At 41.2% G+C, this 15,532-nt stretch carries 17 protein-coding genes; 14 read left to right on the forward strand and 3 right to left on the reverse strand.

Annotated elements, in window-relative coordinates:
• The first annotated feature begins 45 nt into the window (after nucleotides 1-45).
• Together THEIN_RS09170 and THEIN_RS09175 are read left to right on the forward strand one after the other, a co-directional pair.
• A complete protein-coding gene (locus THEIN_RS09170) occupies nucleotides 46-1,044 on the forward strand; it encodes a cytochrome c3 family protein (RefSeq protein ID WP_169311172.1) in 999 nt (332 codons plus the stop codon).
• A gap of 12 nt (nucleotides 1,045-1,056) precedes the next feature.
• On the forward strand, nucleotides 1,057-1,584 hold the full coding sequence (locus THEIN_RS09175; RefSeq protein ID WP_013908397.1) for a methyl-accepting chemotaxis protein: 528 nt from the start codon (nucleotides 1,057-1,059) through the stop codon (nucleotides 1,582-1,584).
• A 51-nt stretch (nucleotides 1,585-1,635) separates the two neighbouring features.
• Here the strand turns inward: THEIN_RS09175 and THEIN_RS12560 are convergent, their stop codons facing one another.
• From THEIN_RS12560 to nadC, 3 genes are all read right to left on the reverse strand, one after another.
• Nucleotides 1,636-1,734 (reverse strand): cytochrome c3 family protein, encoded by a 99-nt coding sequence (locus THEIN_RS12560; protein WP_083817708.1) that lies wholly within the window; start codon nucleotides 1,732-1,734, stop codon nucleotides 1,636-1,638.
• 182 nt (nucleotides 1,735-1,916) lie between these two features.
• The gene (locus THEIN_RS09180; protein ID WP_013908398.1) at nucleotides 1,917-2,705 is read right to left on the reverse strand and encodes a sulfide-dependent adenosine diphosphate thiazole synthase; all 789 of its coding nucleotides are present in this window, start codon (nucleotides 2,703-2,705) and stop codon (nucleotides 1,917-1,919) included.
• Between the two features lie 65 nt (nucleotides 2,706-2,770).
• A complete protein-coding gene (nadC, locus tag THEIN_RS09185) occupies nucleotides 2,771-3,637 on the reverse strand; it encodes a carboxylating nicotinate-nucleotide diphosphorylase (RefSeq protein WP_013908399.1) in 867 nt (288 codons plus the stop codon).
• Between the two features lie 100 nt (nucleotides 3,638-3,737).
• Between nadC and THEIN_RS09190 the strand changes: the two genes are divergently transcribed.
• From THEIN_RS09190 to THEIN_RS09245, 12 genes are all read left to right on the forward strand, one after another.
• The gene (locus THEIN_RS09190; RefSeq protein ID WP_013908400.1) at nucleotides 3,738-5,132 is read left to right on the forward strand and encodes a sigma-54-dependent transcriptional regulator; all 1,395 of its coding nucleotides are present in this window, start codon (nucleotides 3,738-3,740) and stop codon (nucleotides 5,130-5,132) included.
• Nucleotides 5,133-5,443: 311 nt separating this feature from the next.
• Nucleotides 5,444-7,306 (forward strand): tetratricopeptide repeat protein, encoded by a 1,863-nt coding sequence (locus tag THEIN_RS09195; RefSeq protein ID WP_169311173.1) that lies wholly within the window; start codon nucleotides 5,444-5,446, stop codon nucleotides 7,304-7,306.
• Nucleotides 7,306-8,604, forward strand: coding sequence for a sigma-54 dependent transcriptional regulator (locus THEIN_RS09200; protein ID WP_013908402.1), 1,299 nt, complete (start codon nucleotides 7,306-7,308; stop codon nucleotides 8,602-8,604). The genes THEIN_RS09195 and THEIN_RS09200 overlap by 1 nt, the downstream gene beginning before the upstream one ends.
• A gap of 8 nt (nucleotides 8,605-8,612) precedes the next feature.
• On the forward strand, nucleotides 8,613-9,020 hold the full coding sequence (gene flgB, locus THEIN_RS09205) for a flagellar basal body rod protein FlgB (protein ID WP_013908403.1): 408 nt from the start codon (nucleotides 8,613-8,615) through the stop codon (nucleotides 9,018-9,020).
• The gene (gene flgC / locus THEIN_RS09210; RefSeq protein ID WP_013908404.1) at nucleotides 9,020-9,454 is read left to right on the forward strand and encodes a flagellar basal body rod protein FlgC; all 435 of its coding nucleotides are present in this window, start codon (nucleotides 9,020-9,022) and stop codon (nucleotides 9,452-9,454) included. The genes flgB and flgC overlap by 1 nt, the downstream gene beginning before the upstream one ends.
• A gap of 11 nt (nucleotides 9,455-9,465) precedes the next feature.
• The gene (fliE, locus tag THEIN_RS09215) at nucleotides 9,466-9,756 is read left to right on the forward strand and encodes a flagellar hook-basal body complex protein FliE (RefSeq protein ID WP_013908405.1); all 291 of its coding nucleotides are present in this window, start codon (nucleotides 9,466-9,468) and stop codon (nucleotides 9,754-9,756) included.
• A 12-nt stretch (nucleotides 9,757-9,768) separates the two neighbouring features.
• Entirely contained in the window at nucleotides 9,769-11,382 is a 1,614-nt protein-coding gene (gene fliF, locus THEIN_RS09220) for a flagellar basal-body MS-ring/collar protein FliF (protein WP_013908406.1), read from the forward strand.
• The gene (gene fliG, locus THEIN_RS09225; RefSeq protein WP_013908407.1) at nucleotides 11,372-12,385 is read left to right on the forward strand and encodes a flagellar motor switch protein FliG; all 1,014 of its coding nucleotides are present in this window, start codon (nucleotides 11,372-11,374) and stop codon (nucleotides 12,383-12,385) included. Before fliF ends, fliG begins: the two co-directional genes overlap by 11 nt.
• Nucleotides 12,378-13,214: a FliH/SctL family protein gene (locus tag THEIN_RS09230; protein WP_041434672.1), complete on the forward strand. Its 837-nt coding sequence runs from the start codon at nucleotides 12,378-12,380 to the stop codon at nucleotides 13,212-13,214. The genes fliG and THEIN_RS09230 overlap by 8 nt, the downstream gene beginning before the upstream one ends.
• Nucleotides 13,195-14,505: a FliI/YscN family ATPase gene (locus tag THEIN_RS09235; RefSeq protein WP_013908409.1), complete on the forward strand. Its 1,311-nt coding sequence runs from the start codon at nucleotides 13,195-13,197 to the stop codon at nucleotides 14,503-14,505. Before THEIN_RS09230 ends, THEIN_RS09235 begins: the two co-directional genes overlap by 20 nt.
• Nucleotides 14,502-14,942 (forward strand): flagellar export protein FliJ, encoded by a 441-nt coding sequence (locus THEIN_RS09240; RefSeq protein WP_013908410.1) that lies wholly within the window; start codon nucleotides 14,502-14,504, stop codon nucleotides 14,940-14,942. The genes THEIN_RS09235 and THEIN_RS09240 overlap by 4 nt, the downstream gene beginning before the upstream one ends.
• Nucleotides 14,929-15,492, forward strand: coding sequence for a MotE family protein (locus THEIN_RS09245; RefSeq protein ID WP_013908411.1), 564 nt, complete (start codon nucleotides 14,929-14,931; stop codon nucleotides 15,490-15,492). Before THEIN_RS09240 ends, THEIN_RS09245 begins: the two co-directional genes overlap by 14 nt.
• The last annotated feature ends 40 nt before the right edge of the window (nucleotides 15,493-15,532 follow it).

A 15,532-nucleotide genomic window follows, 5' to 3' on the forward strand; every position in this document is an offset into this window, starting at 1 on the left:
CGATATTTTTTTATATTTTTGCCTTTTTTGCTAATAATTTTTTTTGTGAATGATTTGTGGGCAAAGTCTTGTAAGGAATGTCATCCTGATAATAAAATTGTTTCTCCTGGTGCTAGCTTTTTTCATCAACCTTTTCTTAAACATGATTGTAATGTATGCCATGGAGGAGAAGAAGTTTCCTCTAATGAGAAGAGTTTATCGAAAGCAGTTAAATGGGATAATAAACATGTATTTAGAGGAGGAAAAGCATATATTTTGCTTCCTACGACTGTAAAATCATATGATATTGCTTTTGAAGCTCCGTCTTTAGATTTTCAGAAGATTCTTTCTTATTCAAATGCTAGTGCCTTACCTGAAGATATTGAGCCTGTAATAGAGAAAGTTTCGTTATGTAATTGGGAAAAATATCCTTGGACTGAGGCCGGAATTTGTGTTAAAACTAGCATCCCTTGTCGAGTAAGAATTGTTTGTAATGGTGTTTCCGGTTCTACTTCTGATGAAAATTATTATACATATCAAATAGTTCCATTAGCGCATGCCAAAATAAATGATTTTTACAGTTGTAAAATAGAAGCACAAACTTATGATGGACAAATTGCCGCTAAAAATTTTAAATTTAAAGCCGTAGAAGTTTCTAAAGCGAAAGATTCTTTTGCTAAAACGGTGGCTGTAAATATTTATCGTTCGCCTTTAGATGAGCCTATATTAGAAATTCAAGCGGACGGGCAACTTACGTGGCGGATTGGATTGCTTCCAAAATCAAATATAAAGATATCTAATAAGCCTAAGGATCATCCTTTAATAAAGTCAATCTCTTGGACTTCTACAAATGCTTGTTATAATTGTCATAGCAAAAATAAATTAGGAGTGATTCATCCTGTCGGTGTACCTCTAAATTATAAGATGGCTCAAAGGAATAAAGATTTACCTTTATTTAATGGTGTAATTTCTTGTGCAACATGTCATTATCCACATGCCTCTTCTAATTCTTACTTTTTACGAAAAACAGGTAAAAATTTGTGTTTGTCTTGTCACAATAAATAATAAGAGATTAATATGCATAGACGAAAGAAATTAAATCTTAAAATCAAGTGGGAACTGCAGAAATGGCTTTTAACAAGGATCTTGTTAGCTATTTTTGTGTCCGTATCTGTTGCTTTGTTAATTTTATATTTTTTTAGCCATAAAGAAATTGGAGAAAGTTTTTATAAAGCCCATTTTACAATAAAATATGTTAGTGATTTATTGTTGCCTATTATTCTATTATCAGGTGTTATCTGTTTGGCTATTGGTATATTTTTGGCTATTTTTCTGCCACAAAAGATTGCTGGACCTATTTATAGGGTAGAAGAAGATTTAAAATATATAAGAGTTAATAAGGACTTTACTAAAAAAATATCTTTACGTAAAGATGACCAGTTTAAATCTTTAGCTCAGGAAATTAATTTGCTTTTATCAGAAATAAAAAAAGATCTTTTAGCTATTGAAAAGAACCTTGAAAAAATAGAAAGAGATAATTCTTTTAATTCTAAATCCCAAAGTTTATCAGCTATAAAAAATATTATTAAACAATATAAATTGTGAATGGAATAGCCGCAATTAGAAACTGAAATTTGTTGCTAGTTTATGCCCGCATTAATAGTTATGACATTTAATACATATCTTCCCCCCAACTACATCTCCTATCAAAAGGTGATTATAAGCTGAACCATGAGGGTTATGGCAACTATTAATGGGGTCACTAAATAGGCGACAATTGAATCATTGCGAGCGAAGCGAAGCAATCCCTGAGACTGCTTCGACCTCTAACGAGGCCTCGCAGTGACAGCGAAGGTTACTTTGCTTTAGCGATTATGTCAGCGGCGATACTTTGTCGTGTAAAATATAATTAGTGGCAGGGGAAGCCCTGCCACTAATTAGCTTTCTTTACGTAGGCGTTCGGTAATGAGCTGGGCTACTTTCTCTCCTGAAAGAAGCATGCCCCCAAATATAGGCCCCATGCGATAGGCACCAAAAGTGGCGTTAGCAGCCATGCCAGTTACAAAAACACCAGGATATACCTCGCGAGTATAATCAACCGTGAGGCTTTCGGCCACTTCAGCCCACATAGATTTTTCCCCAATAACTTTTCCTGTTTCCGTCTTTAGAGCAGCACCTAGCTTTTTCTGCATTACCTGGAGCACAGCCGTTTCATGGCCGGTAGCCTCTACTACATATTGGGCTCTTACTGCCAAAGGATCTACGTGAAGGCCAGCAATTTCTGTGGCACTCCAGTTTAATACTAGGCCTACTACTCGGTTATCTCTTACCATAACGTCTTCAACCATGATAAGATTAAATATCTTAGCTCCAGCCTGAACACATTTAGCGGCTAGGATACAGGCCACTTCTACCGCGTCTGCGGTGTAGTATTCACCACCATTCCAGGGTTCGGTGCGTACTCCTATTTCTTTTAAAAGACGGGCACCTTCTTTTTGGACCACTATTTCGTTAAACATCATGCCGCCACCCCAGATACCACCTCCAATGCTCATGCGTCTTTCAAAAACCGCTACTTTAAAGCCTTCGCTGGCCAACTTGTAAGCGGCCATAAGCCCTGAAGGTCCAGCTCCTACTATAGCCACATCCATTTCTAAGTAGTTTGTTAATTTTTGGAAATAACGTTCGATGATTGCCCGGCTAATTTTGATTTCGTCTAGAGCCATTATGTCCTCCTAAATCATAGTTTTCTGCTAGAGAATTTTGCAAAATAATAAAAATTTTGAATCTATCAAGAAAACACTTCAACAATTTTTAAATTTAAATCTACAGCTGGAGCTGAATGGGTAAGCTTACCAATGGAAATTATATCTACCCCTGTTTCAGCAATTTGACGAACATTTTCTAGATTTATTCCGCCAGAGGCCTCAAGTAAGATATAGGGATTGAGGCTTTTAGCCAGAGCTACGGCCTCTTTCAATATTTTCACATCCATATTATCGAGAAGAAGGGCGTGAGCTCCTGCTTCTATGGCTTCTTTAAGTTCTTCCAGATTGCTAACTTCTATTTCAATTAAATACACATGGGGCAGATATTCTTTAGCCCGTTTTATTGCCTTTTTTACTGAACCGCAAGCCTTTATGTGATTGTCTTTTATTAAAACTCCGTCTGATAGGCCGAAGCGATGATTCCGTCCGCCACCACAAAGAACCGCATATTTTTCAAGAACTCTAAAGCCGGGAAGGGTCTTTCTTGTATCTACAATTTTTACTGGAAGTCCTTTTATTTTTTCTACAAATTTATAGGTATAAGTGGCCACGCCTGATAGGTGCTGTAAAAAATTGAGACAGACCCTTTCGCCTTTGAGTATGGATGTAATTTTTCCGCACACTTCGGCTACAACTTCGCCTCTTTTTATTTTTTCAGCGTCTCTTTTGAGAGGAATAAATGCTAGATCGGGGTCGATTTCTTTAAATACTATGCGGGCTATAGGGATTCCACAAATAATCAGGTCTTCTTTAGCTCTTATTAGGCCTTTTCCTTTTTCTTCAGGAGAAATGAGGGTGTCAGTGGTGACATCACCGTGTCCTAAGTCTTCCTCTAAAGCTTTTTTAACAAAATCTCTGTATAACAAAGGATGGGGTGGTATAGGAAACATTTTCCCTCCGTCAAATTTATGACAGAAAAAAATTGACATTATTCATCTTTCAAAGTTATTTTTGTTTGAAAAGTTATGCAAGCTTAAAGAGGGGTTTTTTATGAGGGAATCTATCTTAGTGGTTGAAGACAATCAGATAGAAGCAGATCTCTTAGCTGAATTTTTGCAACAAAAGGGTTTTGAAGTCGATGTGGCCTACAATGGAGCTGAAGGTATTAATCGTATAGGCGAAATTTTTTACGACGTGGTTATTACCGATCTAGCCATGCCCAAGATAGGAGGGCTTGAGGTTTTAGAATATATCGTTGAGCATTCTCCTGAAACCATTTGTATTATCCTTACTGGCCAAGGGAGTATCAAAAGTGCGGTAGAAGCCATTAAAAAAGGCGCCTATGAATATCTTACCAAACCTGTAGCGTTTGATGAGTTGAGTTTAACATTGGAAAAGGCCTTAGATACTAGACGTCTAAGACGCGAAAATGAATACTTGCGGCGCAAACTCTGGCAAGAAAGCGGCTACGGAGAAATCATTGGCAAAAGTAAGCCTATGCGTCAGGTCTTTTCCCTTATAGAAAAAGTAGCTGATACTGATGCCACGGTATTAGTGCTTGGAGAGTCAGGGACAGGTAAAGAACTGGTAGCCAGGGCTATTCATGCTGCTAGCAGTCGCCGAGAAGGTCCTTTTATACCGGTAAACTGTGGGGCTATTCCTGAAGAGCTTCTTGAATCAGAGCTCTTTGGCCACGAAAAGGGATCTTTTACCGGGGCGGTAAAGACCCGCATTGGCCGTTTTGAGTTAGCCCACGGGGGAACTATTTTTCTCGACGAAATCGCTGAGATGAGCCCAAAACTACAGGTAAAACTCTTGCGAGTACTTCAAGAAAGGTCTTTTGAAAGGGTAGGGGGCACCCGCTCTATAAAAGTAGATATAAGAGTGATTGCCGCTACCAATAAAGATTTACAAAAAGAAGTACGTGAAGGCCGTTTTAGAGAAGACCTGTATTATCGTTTAAATGTTATTCCTATTAAACTTCCTCCTTTGAGAGAAAGAAAAGAAGACATACCTCTTTTAATAGAACATTTTCTTAGCCGTTTTACTCAACGAAAAAGACGTAAAATTACAGGCCTTTCTAAAGAGGCTCTCGAATGCCTGATGAAATACCACTGGCCGGGAAATGTAAGAGAACTTGAAAATGTTATTGAAAGAATGGTTATCCTCGCCAACGGTGAACAACTTATTTTGGAAGATGTTCCAGAATACATTCTTGAACAATCGCAGTTTAATTATAAACCAGGTGTTCAAGATTTTGACATTCCAGATGAAGGGATCCATTTGCCGGAACTGGTATCTGAGTTTGAAAAAAAACTTATTATCAAGGCCCTTGAAAAAACAGGCTGGGTTAAAAACCGGGCGGCTAAACTACTCCATATCAATCGCACTACCCTTATCGAAAAAATGAAAAAGCAAAAAATTACCCGTCCTACCGCCCACTAGCGTCAAATTTTTGGCTAAAAAAAGCTTTTCTTCCTCTGTTTTTTTTCGTGTAAGCCCTCACTTGGTGTGGTTTTAGTGGAATTTCTTTTAGGCACACGCTTTGCAAAGTCTGAAAGACGATGAGAGTTTTGACTAAGTTATTAATGGGAATATTTTTTACAATACAAAACGTTATCGCGAGGCCATGCAGTGGCCGAGGCGATTTAAGACCCCTTTGCCAGTGCTCGAGACAAGGATTCCTTCGCTATACTCGCAATGACAGTCTCAAAATTCTCATATATTTGGTGCTACCAGCCATCTTAATTTTAGGAATGTTCACCAGTAATACTTTGGCGGCTAAGGATGCGTTTTTGTGGTATCAACAGGCCAAAACTTTGTACGAAGAGGGAGATAGCCAAGGGGCGCTTGCGCTTCTAGAAGAACTCGAGCATCGCTTCCCCAATGAAAGAGCAGTTATAGCCAAAGGAAGAGTTCTTGCCGCTGAGATATATGCTTCTCAGGGTAACTATCAAAAGGTAATAGACCTCTTAAAGCCCCTTTTAAAGGAAACAGACTTGCCTCCCAAGGCCTATCTTTTATTGGCCAAAAGTAGCGAGGCCTTGGGGTTACACAGTGATGCCTTAGTTTATATTCGTTTTCTTCAGGCCAAATTTCCAGACGCTTTAGAGGTTTGTTCGGCTAACGTTATTGCGGCGCGAATTTTTTACAAAAGGAAGATTCCGGATAAGGCTAAACGACTGGCAGAAAAAGTTTTGGCCTCAGATTTATGCCCTCTTAAGGCTAAAGCCGAGGCTTCGTCTTTGTTGTTTAAGCTCAATGAGCCAGATAAGGTAATATCTTTCTTGAAAAATAACCCTAAAGTTAAGGCCCTTGTTCCGGAAATCATAAAAGAACTGGCCCTTTATCATTTGAAACAAGGAAATCTCAAGCAGGCGGAAGAAGAAATTTATGATTACCTTAACTATTCTGGCCGGGAAAAAGAAGCTCCGCCTTTGCTTTGGGCTTTAGGAGAAGTTTATTTTAATCAAAAAAAGTATAGAGAAGCCCGTCGTATTTTTGAATTAATTTTGACCTCTTGGCCTTCTGCGCCTCAGGCCTTGTTTGCTAAATTTAGGCTTTATGAAATGCGTTATCTCTTTGAAGAAAAGATAGGTCGTTTTGATCCTCAAACAAGGCAAATCCTCTTAAACGTAATAAAGGCCCTTAAAAAGGATTATCCGAAAGCGCCTATAACCGAAGAAGCCCATGCCTTAGAAATAGAAATACTCTTAGAGTTAAAAAAGATTGATGAATGCCTTAAAAGTGCCTGGGCTTTTTTAAAAAAGTATCCTCAATCTCCTTTTTTGCCGAAGATTTTTCCTGTTCTATGTAAAGCTTCTTCCCTTTTCGAGCAAAAACTTTTGGGAGAAAAGGACTACGAAGAAGTTATTTTATTTTTTGAAAAACACAAACCAGAGCTTGAAAAAGCTGGTTGTGGTTTAACTTTTTATTGGGCGGCTCAGGCCTATCTTTCACTCAATCTGGAAACTCAGGCTCGTTTAACTTTGTTAAAAGGGGTGCTTTTGCCACTTCCCGATGTATGGGAAAAGGATTTTAAGCTTACCCTAGCAGATCTTCTTATAAGAAATTCAGAGTACGACCTTTCTGAGAGATTTTTAAAAGAACTCCGCGAAAAATACCCAGAAATAAACAAAAATCCTTACTTTCTTTATCTTTGCGGCTTGCTCAATGAGGGTGAAGGAAAACTTATAAAGGCCCTTAATTTTTTAGAAAAGGCTTACCATGAAACCGCTACCCCTGAAATGAAAGAAAAAATTCGTAAGGATCTCCTGAAGGTTTTGATTTCCGTGGGACGCTATCAAGAGGCCCTAGTTCTTTTAAAAGAAGCCAAGAAAGTTGATCTAGAGCTCGGCAAAGCCTTGGTTACCAAGGCCTTGAATGAGGAAAAATACGGCCTTTCTCAAAAAGCCCTTGCTTTTCTTTTGAAGAAGTTTCCAAAAGATCGAGAATTAAAATGGCTTGAAGGTTTGCTATTGGAGCGCCAGGGTGAAGCAGAAAAAGCACTAGCCATTTGGCAGGAAATGGCAAATGGTAATGACCTATACGGAAGGTTGGCCTCGTCATTAGTTAAAGAAGAAAAACTTGTAGAAGAGGCGCGTCAAGAGATCTACTGATGCCAGAGACTATCTTATTGCTAGATAAAAAAGAAAAAGACTTGGCCCCATTGGCTGAAGCTCTTATGGAGAAGGGTTTGAGCCCTATCTGGGGTTTTAACCGCGAGGAGGCCTTTTCTATTTTAGAAGAGCAAGATATCGGTGCCGTGGTAGCAAATCTTGAAAATGAAGAATTTGGCCGTCTTAAAATCTTAAAAGACTTGAATTCCTTTAATCCTCTCATACCAGTCATTCTTTTGACCCAAGAAGCTGACCTTGAAGAAGCTGTTCAGGCCATTAAGGCTGGGGCAGCTGACTATCGGCTTTTATCAACAGAGCCGGCTCTTCTGACGGAAATAATCCTTAAAGTTAAGCGTACCTATGAACCACCTGAAGGTAGTTTTATTACGGCTAACCAGAGACTCAAGTTGATTTTAGCTCGGCTAAAAGAGGTTGCAAAAAGTAAGGCCACGGTACTAATTACTGGTGAGTCTGGTACAGGTAAGGAAGTCCTTGCCAGATTTATTCACGAAAACAGCGATAGGGCACGAGGGCCTTTTATTGCTATTAATTGTGCGGCCTTGCCGGAACATCTTCTGGAATCCGAGCTATTCGGCTATGAAAAAGGGGCCTTTTCAGGAGCCTTTACTAGAAAGCTTGGAAAATTTGAACTGGCCAATGGGGGAACTATTCTCCTTGACGAAATAACAGAAATGCCCCTTTCTCTTCAGGCCAAACTTTTGAGGGTGCTCCAAGAAGGAGAGGTAGATCGCCTAGGCGGAGCTTATCCCGTAAAAATAGACGTAAGAGTTATTGCTACTACCAATCGCGATGTACAGGCCCTGGTTTCTCAAGGAAAGTTTAGAGAAGATCTTTATTTTCGCCTGAATGTTATTCCGGTAGAAATTCCCCCCTTGCGTGAACGGCCTGAAGACGTGAGGCTTCTGGCCCAGAAGTTTTGTGAAGAATTTTCCCAGAAGTATAACCGTCCAGTTAAAGGTTTTGCTGATGGGGTTCTTGAAAAGTTAAGTCAATATCCCTGGCCTGGTAATGTACGCGAGCTGAGAAACTTAATAGAGAGAGCGGTACTGCTAGCTCAGGGAACTTGGATAACCCTCAAAGACATTTTCCCTAAACCACTCGGGGCTAAAGGCCAGGATATGCCACTTAAGCCGCTTCGCGAAGTAGAACGAGAAATGATAATGAAGGCCTTACGAGCGGCTAATGGAAATCGTACCCGAGCGGCAGAGATATTAGGTATAAGCGTGCGTACACTTCGCAACAAACTCCAAATTTATCGTGAAGCAGGACTCATTTAGGAGGGGATATGATAGGGGCAAAGCTTTTTGGTAAGACCTGGCAGGTGGTTTCAGAGGCTTTAAAAGTAAGACTTATGCGTCACGAGGTCATTGCCGCTAACATTGCCAACGTAGATACGCCTGGCTATAGTCGGAAAGATATCCCTTTTGAAAAGGTAATGGCTGCCTATCTTAAAGGTTCTCCCCCATTAAAAACTACTAATCCGCGGCATATTAAACCAGGCCTTGCTCCCGACGGTGGTATCCCCTTGGTAGAAGAAGAGCCTCCTGTTGAAGGCACACCTAATAATGTCTCTTTAGAACAAGAGATGGCCAAGCTTTCAGAAAATAATCTTATGTATCAGGCTACCATTCAGGCCTTAATGAAAGAAATAGAGCTTTTACGCGAAGCCATAACCGAAGGAGGTAAGAGATAATGAAACTATTAACTGCTTTGCGCTTGGCCTCAAGTGGCCTTTCTGTTCAACGGTTGCGGCTAAATATTTCAGCTATGAATCTGGCTAATGCTGATGTTACCAGAACCCTTACCGGGGAACCCTATAGAGCCCAAAATGTTGTCGTTAGTGCTTCTCAACTTCCTGACGAACTTGAGGGAGACTTATCTGATGCTGGTCTCAAGCTGGTGACTCCCAGGGTAACTGCTATAGTGGAAGATCAGAGTCCTTTTCGTGAAGTGTATGATCCGTCTCATCCAGATGCTGATAAACGGGGCATCGTACGCTATCCCAATGTAGATGTCCTAACAGAAATGGTAGAGCTCCTTTCTGCCTCACGAGCTTATGAAGCTAATCTCTCTGTAGTTTCGGTGACCAAGTCCATGGCCTTAAAGACCCTAGAGATACTCAAATAGGGAGGACTTTTATGAAGATTAACGGTTTAGGAAATCCCTACGGTATAAAGAATGTTTCTAATAAGACCAGGCCTGATTCAAAGGGAGATTTTATGGATCTCCTTAAAAAAGAGATATCTTCTGTTGATGCCGCCCAAAAAGTGGCCGCTGAAAATCTTAAAGCCTTTGCTACGGGAGAAAACCCTGACCTTACGGCTTTAACTCTTTCTCTGACTAAAGCTGATCTTTCTTTTCGTCTTTTACTTCAAGTACGTAACAAAGTGCTTCAGGCCTATGAAGAAGTTATGAGAATGCAACTTTAATGGAGGATAAACATGGCTTTTCCGCCCCCTAAAGAGGTTTTAAAGCAACTTAAAGATTTCTGGCAGGGCCTTTCTCGTGAACAACGTATTGCGGCTATAGGAACAGTGTTGATAGTTACCCTAGGTCTTTTAGGGTTGATATACTATGCCAATAGAACCGACTGGGGGCTCCTTTATAAAGGCCTTCCTGAGGAACGCGCTGCTCAGGTCATAGACTTTCTTAAACAGGAAAAGATTCCTTATAAAGTGGAAAGTAACGGGGCCATAAAGGTACCACGTGACAAAGTACCAGAGGTGCGTATGGCCCTTGCCAGCCACGGCATTTTGAGCCCAGATGTAACTGGTTTTGAAATATTTGACAAAAATCAACTGGGAGCCACTGATTTTCTCCAGCGGGTGAACTACCAAAGAGCCCTTGAGGGAGAGCTTGCTCGTACCATTATGAGCCTTTCTGAGGTAGAGGCAGCTAGAGTTCACCTAGCCTTACCAAAAGAAAGTGTTTTTATCGAGGACCAAAAGCCCCCAAAAGCTTCGGTTTTTCTGAAGCTTAAAAATGGGCAGAGATTGAGTAGGCGAGAAGTAGAAGGAATTGTTAATTTGGTGGCCAGTGCTGTACCAGGTCTTACTCCTGAGCATATTACCGTAGTAGATACCAAAGGTCGGGTGCTTTACCGCCCAGAGTCTCCTGAAGAACGTCTTAATGCTGAACAGCTTGCATATCGCAAGCAACTGGAAGAAGCTTATCAGGAAAAGATTGAATCCCTTTTGACTCAGGCCTTAGGGCCGGGACATGCCATTGCTCAAGTCTCTGTAGATGTTGATTTTACTAAAGAAGTCAGAAAAGAAGAAACTTACGATCCTGAGGGTATAGCTGTAAGGAGTGAACTTATTCAAGATAGCCAGAAAGAAGGGGGAACTGAAGGAGGAGTCCCTGGAGTCAAAGGGGCTTTGGCTAATAAAATTGAAGGTAACACCAAAGGATTTACACAGACTCAGCGAGAAACCAAAAAAAGCATTACCAAAAACTATGAAGTTAGCAAGGTGGTGCGTGAGCAGGAGTTTTCACCTGGGGCTATTAAAAAGATATCAGTAGCGGTCTTGCTTGATGAGGCGATTCTCAATAAGGGTGCCAAGAAAGGAGAGGCTCAGGCAGCCACCAACTTGGCCGAAGAACGTTTGGCCCAGGTAGAAAAGTTGGTCAAAGGGGCCATTGGTTATGACCCTGACCGTGGAGATCAAGTAGAAGTAAGTGTCCTTCCTTTTGAGGGTTTGGAAGAAATGAAGCCCGAATCTCCTTGGGTAGCCTATGCCGATCGATTTGCCAGGCCTTTGATTGAATTTCTCTTAGTGTTACTCTTTTTGCTTTTAGTTATTCGTCCAGTGCTTAAAACCTTTCTCAAACGCCTTGAACCTGAACCAGAACCTTTACCCGAAGAGGCGCTGCCTGAAGCCGAAGAAGAGGCGTTACCTGAGGAAGAACCCACTCCACTGCCCCAGGAAATTGCTCTCAATATTATTCATAATCAGCCAGAACGGGCAGCAGTGCTGGTCAAACGCTGGTTAGCTGAAGAGACAGAAGAAGAACGTCAAAAAGCCCTAAAGGAGGCCGAAGCCAATGCCCACTAAAATAGACCCCAACAATCTTACTGGCCCACAAAAGGCGGCTATCTTTCTTCTTACCATGGGGGAAGAATTTACCGCTCAGGTTTATCAATATCTTTCTGAAGAAGAGATAAAACGTATTGGTATTGAAATGGCAAGGCTTGACTATATTCCTTCTGAAGCAGTCAAAAAAGTACTTGACGAAGCTAACATGGAAAGTCGTGAGCTTCTGGCTGATCTTACTGTTTCACCAGATGATTTCTTGCAACAAAGTCTAGTCAAAGCTTACGGTGAAAAGGGTAAAGAAATATATGAAGAGATTCGTCAAGAACTTGGCCCCAAAGTTTTTGAGAAGCTTCGCCGCCTTGATCCCAGGACGATTGCCAATTTTTTGCGCAATGAACACCCGCAAACTATAGCCATTATTTTGGTTCATCTAGATGCTGATCTGGCCGGTCAGGTACTAGCTCATCTTCCTGAAAAATTGAGGAGTGAAGTAGTTTTTCGTATTGCCGAGCTTGACAAGGTAGATCCAGAAATAATTCAGGAAATAAGTGCTGCTCTTGAAGAAGAGCTCGAAGCCGTGGGCGGTACTTTTAGCAAGAAATTAGGTGGCGTTGAAAGAGCAGCAGAGATTTTATCACATGTAAGTCGAGACCTCGAGGAGGAAATACTTTCAGAAGTAGAAGAGGAAAACCCCAACTTGGCCGAAGAGGTGCGCAAATATCTCTTTACCTTTGAAGACTTACTTAAAGTGGACGACACAGCTATCCAGGCCATATTAAAAGAAATTTCCACTGAGGATCTCAAACTAGCCTTAAAGACTGCCTCTGAAGAATTACGCGAGAAGTTCTTTAGCAACATGAGTGCCAGGGCCGCTCAGCTCCTTAAAGAGGATCTTGAAATTATGGGCCCTGTCAGAGTGGCTGATGTGGAAGCCGCTCAGCAAAACATTATCAAAGTAGCCAAACGCCTAGAACAGGAAGGTAAAATTGTCTTGGCAGTAGGGGAGGATGAATTTGTCTAAAATAATCAAAGGTGAAAAGGTAAAGGTTTTTAATTTCTTTGTTCCAGAGGGTTCGGAGGAGAATTTTAATTCCTTCTCTGAACTTTTGCCTGAAGAAGCCTGGCAAGAGATAGAAAAAAGGCGCCAGGTAGAGCAGGAAATACAAGAAGAAAATAAGGAAGAAAATGTCGAAACAAGAGTTAAATCCTCTTCCGAAGAAAATGAAAACCTTAAACATCAAGATTTAGATGAAAAATTAAATACAGAGGTAGAATCTTTTGATATTTCTCAGCTTTCGGTGGACGAACTTTTACAACATCCAGAAATTTCTAAACGTATTGCCTTGTTAGAACAGGAGGCCTATGAAAAAGGTTTTGCTCAAGGTCAAAGAGATGGGGCAGCCCTGGGGAAAAAGCAATATGAAACACTTACTAACAGGCTTTCGGCTTTAGTAACTAGTTTAGAAAAAGCTATTGAAGAACACGTTCTTTCTTTTGAGCCTCAGCTAGTTTCAATAGTAAAAACAATTGTTTATGCAATTATTCAACAAGAAGTAAGTACTAATCCTAAGATTATACAGACATCTTTAAAAGAGGCCCTTTCCCACGTGGTTGACCAAACCCGTGTACGAATCCATTTAAATCCTGATGATATGGAATTTATAGAAGACATTATGGGAGCGGTAAGAGAGGAGCTTTCACGCCTAAAAGATTTTGAAATCATACCTGATACAAATATTGGTCGTGGAGGATGTATTTTAGAAACAGATTTCGGCTTGATTGACGCTACCCTTGAACGGCGCTTCAAAGAAATTTTTGCGGGACTAAGCGATGAAAGTGCCAGATCTTAGCCAATTTTTAACAGCAGTTAAAAATGTTGAACCTGTTTCGGTATGTGGCCAGGTAAAAAGAGTAGTAGGCCTTGTGGTAGAGGCCCAGGGCCCCAATGTGAGTGTGGGTGGACTTTGTGAGATTGAAGTTTCGAATGGGCAAAACATTTTAGCCGAAGTAGTAGGTTTTAAAGATGAGCGGGTTTTACTCATTCCTTTTGGGGACCCAAGAGGAATAGAGCCAGGAAGTAAGGTTTATTGGCGTCGTGAAAGTGGAGTAAGGGTAGGGGAGGCGCTTTTAGGGCGAGTAATTGATGCTTTGGGAAAACCCCTTGATGGTCGAAAATTACCTCCCCTTGAAGACGTTTATCCCATACATGCTGAACCACTTAAGCCTTTTGAGAGAGCCCGTATAGAGGAACCCCTTGATGTAGGTGTGCGGGCTATAAATGCCCTTTTGACCGTAGGGAAAGGCCAGCGTATTGCTATCATGGCTGGCTCAGGAGTGGGGAAGTCAACGCTTCTTGGCATGATGGCCCGTCACACCAAGGCCGATGTAAACGTTATTGCTCTTATCGGAGAACGCGGCCGTGAGGTGCGTGAGTTTTTGGAAAGGGATCTTGGAGAAGATGGCCTGAAACGCTCAGTAGTGGTGGTGGCTACTTCTGATCAGCCTCCTCCCTTGAGGCTTAGAGGTGCCTATTTGGCTATGGCGGTGGCCGAATTTTTTAGAGACAAGGGTGCTGATGTACTTCTTATGATGGATTCTCTTACAAGGTTTTGTATGGCTGGCCGAGAAGTAGGGCTTGCCATAGGTGAGCCGCCTACGGCTAGAGGATATACCCCTTCTGTTTTTGCTGCTCTTCCAAGGCTCTTAGAAAGGCCTGGTCCCAGTGCAAGAGGGGGTAGTATTACAGGAATTTTTACCGTCTTGGTTGAGGGTGATGACTTTAACGAACCTGTAGCCGACGCTGTAAGGTCTATTGTAGATGGTCACATTTGTTTAACAAGAGAGTTGGCCCACCAGGGCCACTATCCAGCCATTGATATTTTGCAAAGTATCAGCCGGGTGATGAAAGATATCGTGTCCCAAGAGCAAATTGAAGCGGCCAAAGAGTTGGTCAATATTCTTGCTATTTACAGAAAAGCTGAAGATCTTATAAATATTGGCGCTTATGTTAAAGGCAGTAATCCTCAGATTGATAGGGCCCTTAATAAAATCGAGGTCATTAACAGTTTTTTACGTCAAAATATAGATGAAAAAGCTGATTTTGAAACCAGTGTAAAAAGGCTTATAGAGGTGGTGAAATGAAGAGACCATCTAAGGTCTTGAAAACACTTCTTTGGGTAAGGGAACTTAAAGAAAGTCAGGCCCAGCAAGAGTATATAAGGGCGGAGCAAGCCCTTCTAGAGCTTAAAGAGATGCTAAAAGATATTGCCCAAAAACCCAAAGAGATTTTTAACGAAATCGAAGGAAAAACCTTTAGTGGTTCTGAAATAAAAGTTTTCTATCAGCATGTTGAACAACTTTTAGCGGAGAAAGAAAAGATAGAAGGTATTTTAGAGCGCAAGAACCAAGAGGTTGAAAACTTAAGAAGAAAGGCTGTAGCCGCTTATCAAAAGCGACGGGTAGCCGAGGTTCTCTGGACTCGCGCAAAAGAAAAGTATCTTAAAAAGCTTATGGAAGAAGAGATGAAAACCATTGAGGATATCGTGATAGTGAGGGGAAGGCGCCATGAAAATTTCTAGGCTGATGCCGCTTATATTGTTTTTGGCTTTTTTAAAATTTGTTGTGGCGGGAACTTATTTCTTTCTTTTTCATCAAGGCAAATTTTCTTTGGCTGTGGCAGAGGCCAAAGCTGAAGCTAAAACCCAAAATGGAAATGAAGATATTTTTTCCTGCCCCAAGGCCCTTTATGAAGCTCTTAGAATAGAAAAAGAACGCCTTGCTCAAGAAAAAGAGTCTTTGGCCCAAGAAAAGGCAAGGCTTTCTCTTCTTGAAAAACAGATTCAACGAAGGCTTGCCGCTCTCGAAAATCTGAATGAAGAAGTAGAACAGAAATTAAACGAACTTAAAGTTATCAAAACCAAACGTTTTAAGCTTTTGGTAGGGGCCTATGGAAATATGAAACCCTCTAAAGCGGCCAAGTTGCTAGTAGCTATGGAGCCAGAAATGGCCATAAAGATCCTTTCGGCACTAAAAACCGAACAAGTAGCCCGTATCCTTTCAGCCATGCCACCTGAGAAGGCGGCGTCTTTGGCAGAGGCCCTTTCCGGTCTTCCACCACGGGAGATGTAGAACTTTAAGGGTTTAATGGGGTAGAAAAGCAAGTTAGCAA

This window comes from Thermodesulfatator indicus DSM 15286, from assembly GCF_000217795.1.
Lineage (GTDB): Bacteria > Desulfobacterota > Thermodesulfobacteria > Thermodesulfobacteriales > Thermodesulfatatoraceae > Thermodesulfatator > Thermodesulfatator indicus.

Coding starts and splice junctions, on each gene's coding strand:
- THEIN_RS09175 (WP_013908397.1), top strand. CDS start 1,057: ATGCATAGACGAAAGAAATTAAATCTTAAAATCAAGTGGGAACTGCAG.
- THEIN_RS09180 (WP_013908398.1), bottom strand. CDS start 2,705: ATGGCTCTAGACGAAATCAAAATTAGCCGGGCAATCATCGAACGTTAT.
- nadC (WP_013908399.1), bottom strand. CDS start 3,637: ATGTTTCCTATACCACCCCATCCTTTGTTATACAGAGATTTTGTTAAA.
- THEIN_RS09190 (WP_013908400.1), top strand. CDS start 3,738: ATGAGGGAATCTATCTTAGTGGTTGAAGACAATCAGATAGAAGCAGAT.
- THEIN_RS09195 (WP_169311173.1), top strand. CDS start 5,444: ATGTTCACCAGTAATACTTTGGCGGCTAAGGATGCGTTTTTGTGGTAT.
- THEIN_RS09200 (WP_013908402.1), top strand. CDS start 7,306: ATGCCAGAGACTATCTTATTGCTAGATAAAAAAGAAAAAGACTTGGCC.
- flgB (WP_013908403.1), top strand. CDS start 8,613: ATGATAGGGGCAAAGCTTTTTGGTAAGACCTGGCAGGTGGTTTCAGAG.
- flgC (WP_013908404.1), top strand. CDS start 9,020: ATGAAACTATTAACTGCTTTGCGCTTGGCCTCAAGTGGCCTTTCTGTT.
- fliE (WP_013908405.1), top strand. CDS start 9,466: ATGAAGATTAACGGTTTAGGAAATCCCTACGGTATAAAGAATGTTTCT.
- fliF (WP_013908406.1), top strand. CDS start 9,769: ATGGCTTTTCCGCCCCCTAAAGAGGTTTTAAAGCAACTTAAAGATTTC.
- fliG (WP_013908407.1), top strand. CDS start 11,372: ATGCCCACTAAAATAGACCCCAACAATCTTACTGGCCCACAAAAGGCG.
- THEIN_RS09235 (WP_013908409.1), top strand. CDS start 13,195: ATGAAAGTGCCAGATCTTAGCCAATTTTTAACAGCAGTTAAAAATGTT.
- THEIN_RS09240 (WP_013908410.1), top strand. CDS start 14,502: ATGAAGAGACCATCTAAGGTCTTGAAAACACTTCTTTGGGTAAGGGAA.
- THEIN_RS09245 (WP_013908411.1), top strand. CDS start 14,929: ATGAAAATTTCTAGGCTGATGCCGCTTATATTGTTTTTGGCTTTTTTA.